Annotated in this window: 15 protein-coding genes; 4 read left to right on the forward strand and 11 right to left on the reverse strand. The window is 37.4% G+C overall.

Going from position 1 to position 17,392, the window contains the following annotated elements:
- Positions 1-7: 7 nt before the first annotated feature.
- The gene (locus J3U37_RS01445; RefSeq protein ID WP_267373031.1) at positions 8-1,039 is read right to left on the reverse strand and encodes a TerC/Alx family metal homeostasis membrane protein; all 1,032 of its coding nucleotides are present in this window, start codon (positions 1,037-1,039) and stop codon (positions 8-10) included.
- Between the two features lie 183 nt (positions 1,040-1,222).
- On the opposite strand from J3U37_RS01445, the gene dacB reads away from it, so the two are divergent.
- Positions 1,223-2,659, forward strand: a complete 1,437-nt coding sequence (dacB, locus tag J3U37_RS01450; protein ID WP_267373032.1) for a serine-type D-Ala-D-Ala carboxypeptidase — start codon at positions 1,223-1,225, stop codon at positions 2,657-2,659.
- 80 nt (positions 2,660-2,739) lie between these two features.
- On the opposite strand, the gene J3U37_RS01455 is transcribed toward dacB, so the two are convergent.
- Positions 2,740-4,575, reverse strand: coding sequence for an ABC transporter ATP-binding protein (locus tag J3U37_RS01455; RefSeq protein ID WP_267373033.1), 1,836 nt, complete (start codon positions 4,573-4,575; stop codon positions 2,740-2,742).
- A gap of 252 nt (positions 4,576-4,827) precedes the next feature.
- On the reverse strand, positions 4,828-5,511 hold the full coding sequence (locus J3U37_RS01460; RefSeq protein WP_220217909.1) for a LexA family transcriptional regulator: 684 nt from the start codon (positions 5,509-5,511) through the stop codon (positions 4,828-4,830).
- Positions 5,512-6,173: 662 nt separating this feature from the next.
- On the opposite strand from J3U37_RS01460, the gene tatA reads away from it, so the two are divergent.
- Both tatA and J3U37_RS01470 read left to right on the forward strand, forming a co-directional pair.
- Entirely contained in the window at positions 6,174-6,350 is a 177-nt protein-coding gene (gene tatA / locus J3U37_RS01465) for a twin-arginine translocase TatA/TatE family subunit (RefSeq protein WP_294952091.1), read from the forward strand.
- Positions 6,351-6,364: 14 nt separating this feature from the next.
- Positions 6,365-7,549 (forward strand): FAD-dependent monooxygenase, encoded by a 1,185-nt coding sequence (locus tag J3U37_RS01470; RefSeq protein WP_267373034.1) that lies wholly within the window; start codon positions 6,365-6,367, stop codon positions 7,547-7,549.
- A gap of 103 nt (positions 7,550-7,652) precedes the next feature.
- Here J3U37_RS01470 and J3U37_RS01475 read toward each other — a convergent pair whose 3' ends face one another.
- The 5 genes from J3U37_RS01475 to raiA all read right to left on the reverse strand — a co-directional run bounded on the left by J3U37_RS01475 (position 7,653) and on the right by raiA (position 12,734).
- Entirely contained in the window at positions 7,653-8,693 is a 1,041-nt protein-coding gene (locus tag J3U37_RS01475; protein WP_267335127.1) for an NADH:flavin oxidoreductase/NADH oxidase, read from the reverse strand.
- Positions 8,694-8,841: 148 nt separating this feature from the next.
- Positions 8,842-10,035 carry an MFS transporter gene (locus J3U37_RS01480; protein WP_267373035.1) on the reverse strand — a complete coding sequence of 398 codons (1,194 nt, stop codon included), beginning with the start codon at positions 10,033-10,035 and terminating at the stop codon, positions 8,842-8,844.
- Positions 10,036-10,102: 67 nt separating this feature from the next.
- Positions 10,103-11,143, reverse strand: a complete 1,041-nt coding sequence (gene mutY, locus J3U37_RS01485) for an A/G-specific adenine glycosylase (RefSeq protein ID WP_416379971.1) — start codon at positions 11,141-11,143, stop codon at positions 10,103-10,105.
- A gap of 4 nt (positions 11,144-11,147) precedes the next feature.
- Entirely contained in the window at positions 11,148-12,299 is a 1,152-nt protein-coding gene (gene pheA / locus J3U37_RS01490) for a bifunctional chorismate mutase/prephenate dehydratase (RefSeq protein WP_220217904.1), read from the reverse strand.
- A gap of 105 nt (positions 12,300-12,404) precedes the next feature.
- Positions 12,405-12,734 (reverse strand): ribosome-associated translation inhibitor RaiA, encoded by a 330-nt coding sequence (gene raiA, locus J3U37_RS01495; RefSeq protein WP_220217903.1) that lies wholly within the window; start codon positions 12,732-12,734, stop codon positions 12,405-12,407.
- Between the two features lie 315 nt (positions 12,735-13,049).
- Between raiA and trmJ the strand changes: the two genes are divergently transcribed.
- Positions 13,050-13,730, forward strand: coding sequence for a tRNA (cytosine(32)/uridine(32)-2'-O)-methyltransferase TrmJ (gene trmJ / locus J3U37_RS01500; protein ID WP_416379972.1), 681 nt, complete (start codon positions 13,050-13,052; stop codon positions 13,728-13,730).
- 54 nt (positions 13,731-13,784) lie between these two features.
- On the opposite strand, the gene cysS is transcribed toward trmJ, so the two are convergent.
- The 3 genes from cysS to lysC all read right to left on the reverse strand — a co-directional run bounded on the left by cysS (position 13,785) and on the right by lysC (position 17,348).
- Positions 13,785-15,176 carry a cysteine--tRNA ligase gene (gene cysS, locus J3U37_RS01505; protein WP_267329565.1) on the reverse strand — a complete coding sequence of 464 codons (1,392 nt, stop codon included), beginning with the start codon at positions 15,174-15,176 and terminating at the stop codon, positions 13,785-13,787.
- A 204-nt stretch (positions 15,177-15,380) separates the two neighbouring features.
- Positions 15,381-15,626 carry a GlsB/YeaQ/YmgE family stress response membrane protein gene (locus J3U37_RS01510; RefSeq protein WP_220217900.1) on the reverse strand — a complete coding sequence of 82 codons (246 nt, stop codon included), beginning with the start codon at positions 15,624-15,626 and terminating at the stop codon, positions 15,381-15,383.
- A 360-nt stretch (positions 15,627-15,986) separates the two neighbouring features.
- Positions 15,987-17,348: a lysine-sensitive aspartokinase 3 gene (gene lysC, locus J3U37_RS01515; protein WP_267329564.1), complete on the reverse strand. Its 1,362-nt coding sequence runs from the start codon at positions 17,346-17,348 to the stop codon at positions 15,987-15,989.
- Positions 17,349-17,392: the final 44 nt, after the last annotated feature.

Genomic DNA, 17,392 nt, shown 5'->3' on the forward strand with positions numbered 1-17,392 from the left:
TCAATTATCATTTATCTGTTTTATGTGTTTTTTGTGGAAAGATAAAGCTTGCAACAATACCCATGGCTAATATTGCCAATACAACATAAAGGCTGACAGTTGGGCTAATATCTATACCATATCCGAAAAGATGATTGCTGGCATTTAGCGCTAATTTAATTGCAATAAAAAACAGTAGACAGACAACCGCTTTACCCAAATGCACTAAATATTGCTGCATTGCTTCGAGAACAAAATACATCGTTCTAAGCCCTAAAATAGCAAATATCATGGCACTGTAAACAATTAAAGGTTCTTGGCTAACGGCTATAACGGCAGGTACCGAATCAAAGGCAAACATGACATCGCTCAGTTCGATAACCACAATACAGAGAAATAGAGGCGTTGCATAAAAACGGCTTTTCGGCAGTTTATCTTTTAATTGGCTATTTTCAGGTTTTGCCAGTTCAACCTTGACTTGCTCGCGTGTTAAAAAAAAGTGATGCCCAACAATTTTAGGAAAAGCAGGGAACAGGCGTTTGGCAATGCGATAAGCAAAATGGTTGGAGTAATCTTTTATCTGTTCATCATTGCCTTGATTTTTCAGCATCATAAAGCCCGTGAAAGCGACAATGACAGAAAACACAATTTCCATCCATGGCCCTAATGATAATAAACCGGTACCGATTATAACCAAAATAGCACGGAAGATAATTGCACCAATCACCCCCCAGTAAAGTAAACGGTGGCGATAATTAGTTGGCACAGTAAACCATGAAAAAAGCGCCATGATCACAAAAAGATTATCCACCGAAAGGGCTTTTTCAAGTACGTAGCCTGTGATAAATAGACTTGCCACTTCACCGCCATGATGAAGATATAAATAAAGCGCAAACACGAAAGCAACCGCTACCCAAAATAGTGACCATAAAATCGCATTGCTTAAGCTGATCGGTTTGTCTTTATGGTGAGCATATAAATCAATAATGATTGCAGTTAAGGCAAGCACAATAAATATAACAACCGTTTCTATTGGAAACCCTAATGAGTGTAGAATCATAGTTTTATCACCTAATTTTGAATTCTTTTTTGTAATAATTTAGCACGTTGAGGTAACGGATAATATTTAATTAAATATAATTTTAAAAGTGGTTGAGTATATATTGATAGGCATATCAAAAAAAGATATATTTATTGTCCCTATTCCATTGTTTCATTTAATAAACTATTCGAGCATATTGTAATGACAAATTTCAAAGTCTTTATTTTATTCCTGGTTTTATTCTTTTCTAATCTCTGCCTGGCTCAATCAGTCGAGCCGTATATTTCCACATTACCTAAGGGAAGTGATCTGTCAATCTTAGTGCAAACAGTGGATAGCAAACCTAAAACATTGGCAAAATATAAAAGCGACCAATTTAAGCAACCGGCAAGCACCCAAAAAGTGATAACCGCTTTAGCTGCTGTACTTGAATTAGGCAACGATTATCGTTTTGTGACTAAAATGCAAACGGCCGGCAGTATTAGCAATAAGCAACTTAACGGCGATCTGATTGTGCAATTAAGTGGTGATCCAACGTTTAACCGAGAAAGATTGAAAGCAATGATTGGGCAATTACGTCAAAAGGGAATTGAAAAAATTTCAGGGAAAGTGATTTTAGACACATCAATCTTTACCAGTCACGATAAAGCAGAAGGTTGGTCGTGGAACAATTTAACCGCTTGCTTTAATGCACCGCCTTCAGCGGCGATAATCGATGATAACTGTTTTTATGCAACTGTCACGCCAAATAAAGTCGGTGCGACAGCTTCGGTTTCGGTATCGTCAGGTATTCCGGTTATTGTGACAAGTGAAGTTAAAACCATTGCGGCAAAAAGTAAAGATTTACAAGATAAATATTGTGAGCTTGACGTAAAATATGCTGATAAAAATCGCTATCATTTAAAAGGATGTATTGCTTCAAGCTCTGATAAAACCGCGTTAAAGTTTGCTGTCATCGATACAGTTGATTACTTTAGCGCTGTTTTAAAAAGCGAGCTTCAAAAGCAAAAAATAAGCTACAGCGGGCAAATCATTGAAAGAAACCAAAAGAGTAATGCAAAACTTACCTTATTAGCTTCAAGCCAATCAGCGCCGCTATCTGAACTGTTAACCGTGATGCTTAAAAAGTCTAATAACTTATATGCTGATACTATTTTTAGAACATTAGGCGCTCATTACTATAATGTGCCGGGTACATGGCGCAATGGTGGTGATGCGGTGAAACAAATCTTACACAAAAAAGCGGGTATTGATCTGGAAAATCTGGTTCTTGCCGACGGTTCGGGCTTATCACGCCTCAATTTGGTAAGCGCTGATAAATTAATGGAAGTATTGCAATATACTTTAGCGAAAAATAGTAGCTTAGGTTTGATTGAAAAACTACCAATTGCAGGCGTTGACGGCACATTGCAAAATCGTAAAAGTTTTAACCAGTCACCTTTCAAAGAGGCGATTATGGCTAAAACCGGTTATATACAAGGGAGCTATAATTTAGCTGGATTTATTAAAAAATCAGACGGTAAATATGTCGCTTTTGTGCAACTGCTAACCGGCTATCAAGCTGATACTAAAGGTGAGCCTAAAAATGGTGCGATTATGAAGTTTGAGTCAGATTTTTATAAAAACTTTATCAAGTAATCTTAGCGAATAACTCAGAAAACATAGTTGTTTTTTACTAAAACGTATATGTTTTCTGAAACTTCTTGTCAAGCAGATGATTAAATGTTGTCTGCTAAAAATCCACCACTTTGATGTTTCCAAAGTTGCGCATAAAGTCCGTTTTTATCGAGCAATTGTTGATGTGTACCTTGTTCAATAATCTTACCTTGATCAAGTACAACCAATCTATCCATTGCCGCAATTGTCGATAATCGATGAGCAATGGCAATCACGGTTTTCCCTTCCATTAAAGTGTATAGAGATTCTTGAATGGCTTGTTCAATTTCTGAATCTAATGCACTGGTTGCTTCATCAAGAAGTAAGATCGGCGCATTTTTTAAGATCACCCGAGCTATGGCAATTCGTTGTCGTTGTCCACCGGATAATTTGATCCCCCGTTCTCCAACAAAGGCATCATAACCGGTTCTGCCATTCGCATCGACTAAGGTTTGAATAAAGTCATCGGCATGGGCTTTTTTCGCGGCGATGATCATCTCTTCTTCGCTGGCTTGATTATTGCCATATAGCAAATTTTCTCTCACTGAGCGATGTAGTAATGACGTATCTTGGGTAACCATACCAATTTGTGAGCGTAAGCTCTCTTGAGTGACCGAAGCGATATCTTGCCCGTCAATGGTAATTTGTCCCTTTTGTAGATCGTAAAAACGCAACAATAAGTTAATCAGTGTTGATTTACCGGCACCTGAACGACCGACTAAGCCAATCTTTTCACCGGACCTGATTGTCAAATTAAGATCATCAATAATGGAGTTTTGAGCTTTGCTATCATACGCAAAGTAGATATCTTTAAATTCGATTTTACCTTCAGTGACTTTAAGTGCTTTGGCATTAGGCTCATCCACCACTGTTTTCGCTGCTGAAAAGGTGTTAATGCCGTCTTTCACTACGCCAATATTTTCAAATAGTGAAGCCATTTCCCACATGATCCAGTGTGAAAAGCCATTTAATCGCAGTGCAACGGCTGTGGTTATGGCGATTGCGCCAATGCCGACAATTTGATTTGTCCAAAGCCAAAGCGCCACGCCTGTTGTGCCAAGTATTAATAATACTGAGAGTAAATGGTTGACGATTTCAAAACTGCTAACCAGTCGCATCTGTTTATTGACAGTGACGAGAAATTCATCCATTGACTCTTGAGCATATTTGGCTTCATTGCCAGCGTGGGAAAATAATTTTACTGTCATAATGTTTGTATAAGCATCAGTTACTCGCCCGGTCATCGTTGAGCGTGCATCAGCTTGCATACTGGCGACTTTGCTTAAGCGTGGAATAAAGTAATACATCGAAATACCATAAAGCACACACCAAACTAAAAATGGTAGCAATAGCCACGGATCTAATTGACCGATGATAGCGGCCATGGTGATAAATGAGATCAGCACGTAGACAAATATATCTGCAACTAAAAAGCAGGTATCCCTAACTGCAAGCGCTGTTTGCATCACTTTTGCTGATATTCGTCCGGCAAATTCATCCTGAAAAAAGCGCATACTTTGGTTAAGGACTAAGCGGTGTAACTTCCAGCGCATTCTCATCGGAAAGTTACCGGCTAAAGATTGATGTTTAATAATGGTTTGTAATGCAACTATGACGGTACTGGCTAGAATGATTAAGCTAATTAATATCAAGGTTGCTTTTTCTTGTTGCCAAAATTGGCTTGGATCAATTTCAGATAACCAGTCAACAACTTTACCCAGAACGGCAAATAAAAAGGCTTCAAATGCGCCACTTAACCCGCTAAGTATAATTAATAGCAGCATAAAAAGGCGTATACCTTTAGTCGATTGCCAAATAAAACTAAAAAAGCTGTTAGCTGTCGGTTGCGGTTCATCTTTTGGATAAGGTGACACCAATTTTTCAAAAAATCGATACATATAAGACCTAATGAGTAAAAAGGTTAGATATTGATGAGAGCATCAATAAAATAAAAACGTGAGAAAAGTGCAGATATTTTTCTAATTTACTTTTGCACTAATGAATATTATGAATTAAATAAAAAAATCAATTGAGTACACACCTATCATTACTGAAATTAAGAAAAATTAATGGCTAAGCGAGGAAAAATGTTTAATTTTTCCCCTTTAATTGATTATATATTCAAAGGCGATAGATTGCTAATTATTCTATTAATATACGTCTTTAATTATTTGTACCACACGACCAACGATATGATATTTTTCAAAAAGCGCTTTAGGTACTTCAATTGTTGGATATTGATCGTTATTACAAATTAAAATCCACTTTCCGAGGGTTAAACGTATTTTTCTTAATAGAGTAAAATTTTCATACTCGATTAAATAAATGGCGCCGTCAATAATTTCGGTCAGTTCAGTATTAATAATCAAGCCATTGTTATTTTCTATATCCGGTGCCATTAAATCACCTTTAGCCCAATAGATAATTAATTTTTTAATATCTAAGCCACGGTGAGAAGCCCAACCTTCAAGAACCGGATAATTCATAACTGGTGGTGTTTCACGCACATAGCGCTGACTTTGAGCCTCTTCTTTGGTGGGTAACTGTTTTTTATAAACTGGAATGCGATAGATATTTTCGTTGTGAACATCTTCATCATGTTTAGGATCTAATAAATCAAATTTATAGCCAGTTGCAAGCCAGTTAAAAGATACATTGCATTTTTCAGCAATCACCTCTAAACGGGTAAGCGAAGGGTAGGTTTTACCAGATAAATAATCACGTATGACAGTTTCTGACATATCACATTTTTTTGCGAAGGCAGAAACGGATAAACCTTGCATTGAGCTGTGTAATCTATCTTTAAATGTTTTGACATTGTTATTTTTAATCATACTCACTTCTATCTCGTTTTTCTTTTCTCATCCGTTCGTTAATTATAGTGCAAATTTTAGAACTTTTACATATTTGATTATATTAATAATTAAAAGATACGCTGTTTTTTCTTAAATTTCTGTGATTAATTCGTTTTATATTGTGAGTTTTGGTGTGATTTTCGTTTAAAAATAAAAAGTGCCGAGTATTTTTAGAAAAAAATCGAATTATTTTTTTCCGTTTATAAAATTGTGTTTTTCTGTGCTTTTCAAGTTACTGTATTGGTTTTTATTCTATTTTTGCTATTTATTTGACATTGATCAAATAATATTGGGTGAATAAAACATCAAATCAAATATTTGCAACTATATGTTTTTAAATAATTTATTTTGAATTTTGGCTGTTTTTATTAAATATAACAAACATCAAAGAAAAAACGTTGACTTAAGCGAAAAAAAATGGATAATAAGCAGGGTAAGGATTTTTCATTGTTTTCTTTCCTTATATTCCTTATATTTCATGTTGGCCTGTATAGTTTTATACAGGTCTTTTTTTTATTCTGTGTTAACTATTCCTGAAATCCTGCCCTAAAAAGAGTATAATCATTCACTTCATTGAAGATCTATTTTTCTAATCTAAACTCAAGCAAAATAGTGATATATCTTTATAAGAGGTTTTTATTATGTCATTTAGTATCCCACATCTTTTAGTGTTCCTTGCTGTAGTGGTATTAATCTTTGGTACCAAAAAATTACGTAATTTAGGAACTGACTTAGGTTCGGCATTAAAAGGCTTTAAAAAGGCATTAAATGATGATGAAACCGAAGTAAAAAGTAATGATAAACTTGATAATAAATAACGATATTGCCGTTTATGAACAGACAATTTGATGTCGCTATTGTCGGTGGCGGTTTAGTTGGTTTAGCCACCGCTTGCGCCCTTAGCCACTATGATTTAACTATTGCTATCGTTGATAGCAAAATTGAGCAATACCAACATCTGGTTGCCGATAATTTGGGTGTTCGAGCTTCAGCTATTAATGGTGCAAGCCAACGCTATTTTGCTCAAATTGGTATATGGGATCAGTTGTATGCCAGTAATCGTGTTCAAGAATTTATTGAAATTGGCGTATGGGAAAAAAACGGTCAAGCTCACTTATCTGCGCATGCGAGTGATTATGGTTATCCTAATTTGGGTTACATCATCGAAAATCATGTTATGTGTCACTATCTTTATCAATATGCTAAAGCTTGCCCGAATATTGCAATTTATACCGATGAAGCTGTTGCCAGCGTTTTTGAGCAGGATAATGCGTTATTAACATTAGCTGATAATAGTGTTATACAAGCTAAACTGGTAGTGGGAGCTGACGGGGCGCACTCATGGATTCGAAAACAAGAGAAGATTTCATTAATTGAACGGGATTATCTTCATCATGCTTTGATTACAACCGTTGAAACCGAATATCCACACCAATTGTGTGCAAGGCAAATTTTCTACCCTAATGGCATTGTTGCTTTTTTACCATTGTGGCAATCTAATAAAAGTTGTTTAGTTTGGTCAACAAAACCTGAAAATGCCGAAATATTGAAATCAATGCAAGAATCGGTGTTTGCTGATGAACTGTTTCGCTTAACCGGTGATAAGGTTGGAAGATGTCAGTTGGTTAATCCAAGAATGATTTTCCCATTAAGAGCAAGGTTTGCTAAGCAATTTATTAAACATCGATTAGTGTTAATTGGTGATGCTGCGCATACTATTCATCCTTTAGCCGGGCAGGGCGTTAATTTAGGTTTTCAAGATTCTGCGTTATTAGTTTCCACCATTAAACAATTGCAAGATGCCCGGCAAGATATTGGCTTAGTCGCTAATTTAAAAGCTTTCCAGTTCAAGCGCCGTAAAGATACGTTGATTATGTTAACTGCAATGCGCACCATTCAAGATATGTTTAATGGCGATAATTTATTGAAAAAGGCTTTAAGAACAGTTGGAATGAATGCTATTGATAACTGCTTACCGCTGAAAAAACAGTTAATTAAATATGCAATGCATATTTAATATCGTCTCAAAATTAACATCCTGTAGCCAACTATTAAGCTTAGTAGTCTATAACTAAATAATACTAAGCAGCATAGTTAGCAAGCTACAGGGGTAAATCAAACTATTTAAAAGCCACTTGATAAGATGACGGAATAAATGGTGATGCGGGGATTCGTAATGGCCAATAAGGATCACGTAGTAATCCCCGGCCAATTGCCACCAGATCAGCATCGCCGGTACTTAATACGTAATCAGCTAAGTAAGGATCTTCAAGCATTCCCACGCAGATAATCGGTAAATTTGTGGTTTGTCGAACTGCGTGAGCTAAATAGACTTGATAACCGGCATGAAAATCTGGCGTATTTGCCGGATCAAGCTGTCCGTCGCCACCACCACTGACATCGAGCACATCAGCGCCGGCTTCCGAAAATCGTTTGGCGATCTGGCATCCATAATCTACACCATAGCCATTTTTTCCATATTCCTGCGCCGAAAAGCGAATAATTAATGGCATATCTTTTGGCATCACCGATTTGGCCGCTTTGATGACTTGCTCACCAAATAATAATTTGTCTTGACCATATTCATCGGTTCTTAAGTTGGTTTTTGGTGAGCTAAATTGATGAATCAAATAACCGTGAGCGCCGTGGATTTCAATTGCATCAAAGCCAGCTTCAACTGCGCGTTTGGTTGACTGTTTGAATTTTTCGATAATGTCGATAATTTCATCCTTTGAAAGCTCTCTTGGCATTTGATATTCCCACTGTTTATGCGCTTCGTTGGCGCCGTCATAGCGCACCGCTGAGCATGAAACAACATCATCACTCCCCAGCGCTTTACGACCCGCATGGGCAATTTGTATCGCAATTTTACCATTTTGTGCATGCACTGCATCGACAATCCGTTTAAATTGATCACGCTGCTCATCATTCCATAAACCGAGGCAGTAAGGTGAGATTCGCCCATTAGGCGCAACATTGGTCATTTCAACAATGATTAATCCCACACCACCAACAGCTCGGGAAACGTAGTGGACATAGTGCCAATCATTAGGTAGGCCGTCGGTTGCTTGATATTGGCACATTGGTGGCATGACAATGCGGTTTTTTAATGATAAATTTTTGATAGTAAATGGAGTATTAAGATACGATATTTTAGCCATTTTTGACTCCTTCTCTAATCTTTTTGTCTAAAACTTATTTAATCTTGCTATCGATATAGTACACTGAGTTTGGCTATTTTAAATAGCTAAATGCCTATATTTTGATCGGCAAAAGAGAAATAAATCAGCCCGCTTTGGTTAATTCTTGTCAAGAAGTTTCAGAAATTGTATATGTTTTAGTATAAAAATACCAAATAATGAGTCCTAAAATGCCTAAAATAGTGCCGGCTATAACAATGGCGATCCAACCATAATGGCTAAAAAGATAAGTTGAGCCAACCGATCCCAGCATGCCTCCGGTAAAGTAACTCACCATATATCCGGTATTGATTCGACTTCTGGCTTCGGGTCTGATTTGGTAGATTGCGCTCATATTTGATACGTGCGTCACTTGTACCGCAAAGTCTAATAAAATGACACCTAATATCAAAGCAATAATCGAATATTGTGCCAATGAAAGTGGTAACCATGAAGCTAACAAAAGCGCTAACCCGATAGTGGTTGCGGTTTTGCCTTTTCCTTTATCAGATAATTTACCGACTATAGGTGAGCCTAAAGCACCTGCTGCACCGGCTAATCCAAATAACCCAATAATAAAATCTGAATAGTGGTAAGGCGCATCGGTTAATAAAAAGGCTAGCGGTGTCCATAGTAGTGAAAATAGTGAAAATGAGGTAATGGCAAGTAAAGAGCGTATTTTTAATACTGGCTCTTGTCTGTATAGCGCACCAATTGATAATAGCAGTTGCAGATAATTGATACTGATATGATTACAATAGCGAGGCAGAGATAACCAAAGCAGGAAAGTAACAATAAGCATAATGCCGGTTGCAATCCAATAAACATAGTGCCAATCAGCAATGGTTGAAATGGCACCGGCAAAAGTTCGACCTAATAAAATGCCAAGTAGCATACCACTCATTAATGTGCCAACAATTTTGCCACGGTGCTCAGGTTTGGCTAAGGTGGCGGCAAAGGGAATCAATACTTGTGCAACGGTCGAAAATAGTCCGGTCATAGCCGTTCCGACAATAAGCATCCATAAATTTTGCGATGAGGCGCTGATGACTAATCCGCAGGTGGATAGCAGCATTAAAATTAGGATTAACCGCTTACGCTCTATCATATCGCCTAGCGGCGTAATAAACAGTAAACCAACAGCATAACTGAGTTGTGCGGTCATGATAATTGAGCCGGCGTGTTCAACAGCGATATGCAGATCATGGGTGATTGAGTGTAATAAGGGTTGCGCATAATAGTTACTGGCGATAGTCACGCCAATTGCAAAAGCCATTAGAAAAACTAGCCAGAAAGATAAGCCTTGAGAATGTGTGCTGTTCATAAATCTAAATATCTAAAATGATGAGCAATGTTATAGAAAATAAATAATCGATATATACCGGTTTTTATTACCTTGCTTGTTGTAATAAATTATAAATCGGCGTTGCTAAACCTATTTTACTATTTTCAGCCTTAAGATTGTACCAATAGCCGGCGCCGTCATCAAAACATGAGGTTATATTGGTTATCTTGCCGTAAATAGGGATAATATCGAGATGAAAATGGCTAAAGGTGTGCCGAAATGCCACCAACTGTTTTAACGGGGTGGTTGTGATACCTCGTGCCACAAGCCAATCGACTAAAGCTTGTTCGGTTGCAAATTGGGGTAAACAGTATAACCCTCCCCAAATTCCCGAAGGCGGTCTTTTTTCCAGCCAAATGGCATGATTATTTTCAAGCATTAAAAAATAGGCTGATTTTTCAGGTATGGTTGTTTTGGATTTTTTAGTTGGATATTGTTGCCAACTATCGGTTTGGTAAGCGATACAATCACGGTGTAATGGGCATAAACTGCATTTAGGTTTTGAGCGAGTACACACCATTGCACCAATATCCATCATGGCTTGATTGAACTTTGCCACATCTTGTTTGGGTGTGACTTGCTCGCTCAGTTGCCATAGTTTGTTTTCTACTGCTTTATTGCCGGGCCAACCTTCGATCGCAAAATAGCGGGTTAATACTCGTTTAACATTTCCGTCTAAAATGGCATAGTGTTGGTTTTGTGACAGTGACAAGATAGCTCCAGCTGTCGATCGACCAACGCCCGGTAAAGCAACCACATCATCAAATTGAGTGGGAAACTGTCCATGGAATTTCTCACTGACTACTTGCGCAGCTTTGTGTAAATTGCGTGCACGGGCATAGTAGCCCAGGCCAGTCCAAAGATGTAATACATCATCGATTGGGGCGAGCGCTAAATCTGTGATCTGAGGAAAATGCTCGATAAAACGTTTAAAATAGGGAATAACTGTTGCCACTTGTGTTTGCTGTAACATAACTTCGGACAACCAAACGTGATAAGGGCTTTTTTCGATCTGCCATGGTAGTGTTTTTCTGCCGTACTGTTCATACCAATTAAGTACGGCAGTTGAAAATTTTTGCATATTGATAAATTTACATTACTGCTGTAATGGAATCACTTGGATAACAACCTAATACTTTACTATACAAAGTAATAGACGCTAATTCTTTAAGCGCAGTTTGCATTTCATCTGAATGGATATTACCTTGCAAATCAATGTAAAACATCTCTTCCCACGGGGTGCCGTGTATTGGTCGAGATTCGAGTTTTGTCATCACTATATTATGGTTACGTAGCACCGATAAAGCATCAACTAATGCACCTGCTTGTTGACCTGTTTTCATTAATATCGTGGTTTTAGCCGGGATTTGATATGAAACATCAATCGGTTTTCGAGACAAGACTATGAAGCGAGTAATGTTCTGTTTTTGATTGGCAAAATCATGATCCAGTACTTGTAGCCCATAAAGTTCGCCGCCATCTTTGTTGCCCATTGCGGCAATATTTGGCTTATTGAGTTTAGCCACGGTTTCGATCGCTGATGAAGTGCTATCACAGTAAACAATCTTCCAATGAGGGTAGCGCTCTAAAAAATTACTGCACTGCTGGAATGGTTGCGGGTGACTATAGATCGTATCGATTTGGTCTAGTTTGGCATCGGCAATGGCAAGCACACAGTGATCAATCGGTAGTGACAGCTCACCTATAATGTGTAAATTGGTTTTTTGCAATAGATCGTAAACTTCATTAATCGAGCCTGAACTTGAGTTCTCTATTGGTAAAATACCGTAGTCGACAACCTCTTTTTCGATCTGTTCAAAAACATCTTTGAATGTTTTACAGCTTGATTCGATCATTTTTTCAAGGTGAGCGCTTGCATAGCGTCTTGCTGCAGAATGCGAGTATGAGCCTATCGGACCTAAAAATGCTACTTTAGCCGTTGTAATCGTGCCCAAATTAAGTTTTTCTTGCAGAATTTTTTGTTGTAAAAGTACTGAGTCTTCAAAAATTATTTGATATAACCGCTTAATAAAAATATCGTCAAGATGATAACTTTTACCTTGCTCAATTAATGATTTTATTAGTGAACGCTCTCGCTCTAAATCACGCACAGGTATGTTAGCTTCTATTTTAGCTTCAATGATTTGAGTTGAAACTTCACGTCGCTCAGCGAGGATTTCTAGTATTTTACTATCTAGTTGGTTAATTTTATTACGTAAGGGCAACAAAGGATTTACAGTCATTTCAATTATATTTTTTTAAAAAATTTGAACAATATTATAGCAAGCAAAAAAATAAAGGCACCATTAATGTGCCTTTTTTATTAGATGAATAACGTAAATTAATTATTAAATTTCTTCAGTTACTGTCCCTTTAATACTGTCAAACGCTCGTCTTGACTCGCCTTTATGTTGTATTTTATTGAGCTGTCTTTCCAGTTTTGCCACAAGATCATTGATTGCGGCATACATATCAATGTGTTTAGCTGAGGCAACTAATGGGCTTCCTTTGGTGGCAATGGTGGCATCAACAATAAATCCGTCAGGCTCTTTAGATAAAATAAAATGTGGATTAATCAGCAGAGCTCTCCATTTGTCTAATTTCGAAAACTTATCTTCAAGATAGCTACGGATGGCTGGTGTAATATCCATTTGTTTACTGGTAATGCTTAAAGTCATATATGACCTCCATTATGTTTACTAACAAAAAAAGCTAACACAATTGAGTGTTTCCATAAATACATTGGCAAATTATTTTTGTTTCGTCAATAACTTATTTGTAATGAACTTAATTTTTGTGCGCTTTGTCTAAAATAATCTGATGTCTGTATTTGTTGGTTAACTGACATTGAAACTGCATTTAGATACATTTTTACGATATACTGTTTATCATTAAGTTATAAGATAAATGTAACACAAAAGTTTAATGAGGAAGCTGTGAGTTATTTAGATAATATAAAAATTGTTTTGGTTGAAACCTCCCATACCGGCAATATGGGGTCAGTGGCTAGAGCAATGAAAACCATGGGATTAACGAATCTTTGTTTAGTTAACCCAGTTATCAAACCCGATTCGCAATCGATTTCATTAGCCGCAGGGGCGAGTGATATTATTAAAAATGCACAGATTTTATCCTCGCTGGAACAGGCGATCGCCGATTGTCATTTGGTTATTGGCACCAGTGCAAGACCACGCAGTTTACAGTGGCCAAACTTAACCCCTAAAGAGTGCGGTGATAAAATTATCCAGGAAGCCGCAACGGAGAAAGTTGCGTTAGTTTTTGGGCGTGAACGGGTCGGGCTAACCAATGATGAACTGCAAAAATGTCATTATCATGTCGGTATCCCAGCTAATCCTGATTATAGTTCGTTAAATTTGGCAATGTCGGTGCAGGTGCTGTGTTATGAGATTCGAATGTCGCTGTTAAATTTGCCAACGGATTTATCAAACCCTGTGGAAAATGATGACGCTATCACCTTCCCAAAAGATGAAGATATTGAACGTTTTTATCAGCATCTAGAGCAAACGTTACTTAAAACTGGCTTTATTAATTCCAATCATCCCGGTCAAATTATGGGAAGATTACGTCGGTTATTTACCCGTGCGCGTATCGAGCAACAAGAGTTGAATATTTTACGCGGTATTTTAACCTCAATAGATAAAAAATTGGGATAAAGACTAAAAAAGGCATCGATGTAGCGATGCCTTTTTTGATGATTAACGATGTATTTAGCTCTTTTTACGCCACGTGGTGCCATTGGCGCTATCTTCAAGCACAATATTCATTGCACTCAGTTGATCACGAGCTTGGTCGGCTAGCGCCCAGTTTTTACTTGCTCTTGCTTCATTACGTTGTTTAATTAAAGATTCAATTAATTCACTGTCAACGTCATCTTGGTGTTCGCCCTGTAAAAATTTAACCGGATCTTGCTCTAATAGCCCTAACACTGATGATAAATAACGCAATTCGGCAGCTAACTCATTGGCTTGTGCCATATCATTTTCTGCTTTTGCTTTATTGATTTCTCGCGCCAGATCAAAGAGTGTGGAATAGGCTTCCGGCGTATTAAAATCATCATTCATTGCTTGACAGAATTGGCGATAATAATTGCTGTCAGGCGTAGTGTGGGGATGATTAGGATCGGTGTCACGCAGTGCTGTATATAAACGCTCAAGCGCTACTCTAGCCTGTTTTAGGTTTTCTTCACTATAATTGAGTTGACTACGATAGTGACCCGAAAGTAAAAAGTAACGCACTGTTTCAGCATCATAATGTTTTAATACATCACGAATAGTGAAAAAATTATTCAGTGATTTAGACATTTTCTCCTGATCAATCATCACCATACCCGAATGCATCCAATAATTGACATATTGTCCATTATGGGCGCAAGTTGATTGGGCAATTTCGTTTTCGTGATGTGGGAACATAAGATCCGACCCACCACCATGAATATCAAAATGGTGACCTAATTGATAGCTATTCATTGCCGAACACTCAATATGCCAGCCCGGTCGACCTTTGCCCCATGGTGAATCCCAACTTGGCTCATTGGGTTTTGACATTTTCCATAGTACAAAGTCCATTGGGTTACGTTTCACATCGACCACATCAACACGGGCTCCGGCTTGAAGTTGTTCTAAATTTTGGCGAGATAAAATACCGTAATTTGGATCGCTATCGACCGAAAACATCACATCGCCATTATCGGCGATATAAGCATGATCTTTTTTAATTAACTCTTCTACCAGCGCAATAATTTGCGGCATGTGGCGGGTGGCTCTAGGCTCAACGTCCGGACGTTTAATATTCAGAGCATCAAAATCTGCATACATCTCTTGTAACATTCGTTCGGTTAACTCTTCACAAGTTTCACCGTTTTCAAGTGCTCTTTTGATGATTTTATCGTCAACATCGGTAATATTACGAACATAAGTTAAATCATAACCTAAAAAGCGTAAGTAACGGGTGACAACATCAAACGCCACAAAAGTGCGCCCGTGACCAATGTGACATAGGTCATAAATGGTAACACCACAAACATAAAGACCAATTTTATTTGGCGTGATTGATTGAAAGGGTTCTTTTTCTCTGGTTAATGTATTGAATATTTTTAGCATTATGTTCTACAGTATTTTCAATTAAACTTTGCCTGTTAATATAGCAAAAATTAAGATAGGGCGGAATGATTTATTATAACCTTTAAGCTTAAAGATTTTAACCTAGGCATTCATCAAGATCGATAAAGCTTAAGGCTGATTTTAAAAGTGGTGAGGTTAGGAGAGAAGTTAAAAAAGGTGAGCACTTGCCCACCTTTTGGAAAGTTACTTAATAAGGCGATAAAGATAGATAAGTAAAATAGCGCCTAATACTGAAACTAACAGACTTGGAAAGTTAAAACCGGTTACACCACTTCCCCAATGGAAAAAAGTACTGATATAACCACCTACTAACGCACCAGCAATACCAAGTAACATGGTTTTAATTACACCTACACGACCTAATGGCATAAAAAACTTGGCAATCCAACCGGCGATTAATCCTAAAATAATCCAACTCAAAATACCCATAATGATTTCCTTTGTTTGATTAAGTTTAAATTTATTTTACTTGCAAAGTTTTTAAAAAATTAACAGATGATAGTGATAGTATTGACTGTAATAGATGTAACCGATTTACTAAAACGTAAAATACTTAGCTATAAACTATTTATGACATTTGAAAAATAACAAATAAGAAGATAATGATTTTATCGAATGATTAAACTAACAATCATTTTAAGTTAGACATACAACAATATGCATAGTTGCATATAGCGCTAAGTCTACCTTTATTTTTGACAAGATGCCAGATTTTTTATAAGGCAATTTATTTAGCGCTAGCGTTTAAAAGTGTTTAAATGCGCACAAGAGGCATTCGCCTCTGTGTGATTATTCAAAAATTGTTTTATGAAGAATTTTTACAATGTTTTCTGCATCATGGCTTTTAGCTAACAAACATAGATTATGCGTACTTGCACCATAACAGCATAGTCTGATAACAAAATCATCTAAAGCACCAAATACCTCTTTTGCGATGCCTTTGGTTGTTGTTAAATTGTTACCAATAATGGCAATTAAAGCTAAATCTTCTTCAACATCGACATGACACAGGGTTGAGAGTTCATCAAACAGTGCTTTGGTTAATAAACTATTGCCATTGGTATTGGTGCCGGTCGTATCGATAGTTAAGGCAATGCTCACTTCAGAAGTTGTGACTAAATCCACTGAAATATTATGTTTGGCCAAAATCGTAAATACATTAGCTAAAAAGCCTTGAGCATGTAACATATTTAAGCTAGTTAATGTAAGCAATGTCTGCCTACGGCGAAGCGCTAACGCTCTAAAAGACGGCAGCTCGGATTTGATGCTATGGGTATTATACACAATGGTGCCACCGTCTTGTGGTGCTTTGCTCGATCCGACAAATACCGGAATATTACTTCTAACGGCCGGAACTAATGTGGCTGGGTGTAAAACTTTTGCGCCAAAGGTTGCCATTTCGGCCGCTTCAGCAAATGAGATTTCGTCAATCCGTTTAGCGCCGTCAGTGATCCGTGGATCAGTTGTATAAATTCCAGCTACATCTGTCCAAATATCAATTTGTGTCGCATTTAATGCTTCGCCAAGTAATGCCGCGGTATAATCGCTACCGCCTCGACCTAAAGTTGTGGTTTTACCAGTGCTTTCACTACCGATAAAGCCCTGTGTTACAATAACATTGTTACTATTTAATGATTTTAAATGCGCACAGCATAGCTGTTTAATCTCTTCAATTTTTGGTACGGCTTTACCAAACTTGTCATCGGTACGCATCACTTTACGTACATCAAACCATAAGGCATTTTTTTGTTTTTGTTTTAATATTTCGACAAATAGTTTAGATGACATTATTTCGCCATGACTGACTAGCTCATCAGTTAATGCCGGCGAAGTGGCTAAACTGGCTGCTTCAGATAATGAAGCAATATTTGTGATAATTTGATCTATTTCAGCTCGTAATGAAGGATTTTCCGGTAGTTGTTCTAAAATTTCGTACTGAATAGATTGGATTTTTGCGATATGTTGCGCTCTAACTTCTGCATCACGACCTTCAGAGAGTGCGACCAGTAAATTTGTGATACCTGCTGATGCCGATAATACAACAACCCTAACACTGGGATTGGCGATAACAATATTTGCGCTATTTACCATTGCGCTATAGTTTGCAACACTTGTTCCACCGAATTTAGCTATTACAAATGATGTTTCCATGGATTCCTCATATTAAAAATTTTATTATTTTTAACAGAGATAGA

It is taken from the genome of Gilliamella sp. B3172, assembly GCF_026536465.1.
In the GTDB taxonomy this organism is placed as follows: Bacteria; Pseudomonadota; Gammaproteobacteria; order Enterobacterales; family Orbaceae; genus Gilliamella.

What these genes read in the sequence shown, in the direction of transcription:
- raiA (WP_220217903.1), bottom strand. Translation starts at nt 12,734, where the DNA reads ATGACTTTAAGCATTACCAGTAAACAAATGGATATTACACCAGCCATC.
- lysC (WP_267329564.1), bottom strand. Translation starts at nt 17,348, where the DNA reads ATGGAAACATCATTTGTAATAGCTAAATTCGGTGGAACAAGTGTTGCA.
- J3U37_RS01510 (WP_220217900.1), bottom strand. Translation starts at nt 15,626, where the DNA reads ATGGGTATTTTGAGTTGGATTATTTTAGGATTAATCGCCGGTTGGATT.
- tatA (WP_294952091.1), top strand. Translation starts at nt 6,174, where the DNA reads ATGTCATTTAGTATCCCACATCTTTTAGTGTTCCTTGCTGTAGTGGTA.
- trmJ (WP_416379972.1), top strand. Translation starts at nt 13,050, where the DNA reads ATGGGGTCAGTGGCTAGAGCAATGAAAACCATGGGATTAACGAATCTT.
- J3U37_RS01475 (WP_267335127.1), bottom strand. Translation starts at nt 8,693, where the DNA reads ATGGCTAAAATATCGTATCTTAATACTCCATTTACTATCAAAAATTTA.
- dacB (WP_267373032.1), top strand. Translation starts at nt 1,223, where the DNA reads ATGACAAATTTCAAAGTCTTTATTTTATTCCTGGTTTTATTCTTTTCT.
- J3U37_RS01470 (WP_267373034.1), top strand. Translation starts at nt 6,365, where the DNA reads ATGAACAGACAATTTGATGTCGCTATTGTCGGTGGCGGTTTAGTTGGT.
- cysS (WP_267329565.1), bottom strand. Translation starts at nt 15,176, where the DNA reads ATGCTAAAAATATTCAATACATTAACCAGAGAAAAAGAACCCTTTCAA.
- J3U37_RS01480 (WP_267373035.1), bottom strand. Translation starts at nt 10,035, where the DNA reads ATGAACAGCACACATTCTCAAGGCTTATCTTTCTGGCTAGTTTTTCTA.
- J3U37_RS01445 (WP_267373031.1), bottom strand. Translation starts at nt 1,039, where the DNA reads ATGATTCTACACTCATTAGGGTTTCCAATAGAAACGGTTGTTATATTT.
- J3U37_RS01455 (WP_267373033.1), bottom strand. Translation starts at nt 4,575, where the DNA reads ATGTATCGATTTTTTGAAAAATTGGTGTCACCTTATCCAAAAGATGAA.
- pheA (WP_220217904.1), bottom strand. Translation starts at nt 12,299, where the DNA reads ATGACTGTAAATCCTTTGTTGCCCTTACGTAATAAAATTAACCAACTA.
- J3U37_RS01460 (WP_220217909.1), bottom strand. Translation starts at nt 5,511, where the DNA reads ATGATTAAAAATAACAATGTCAAAACATTTAAAGATAGATTACACAGC.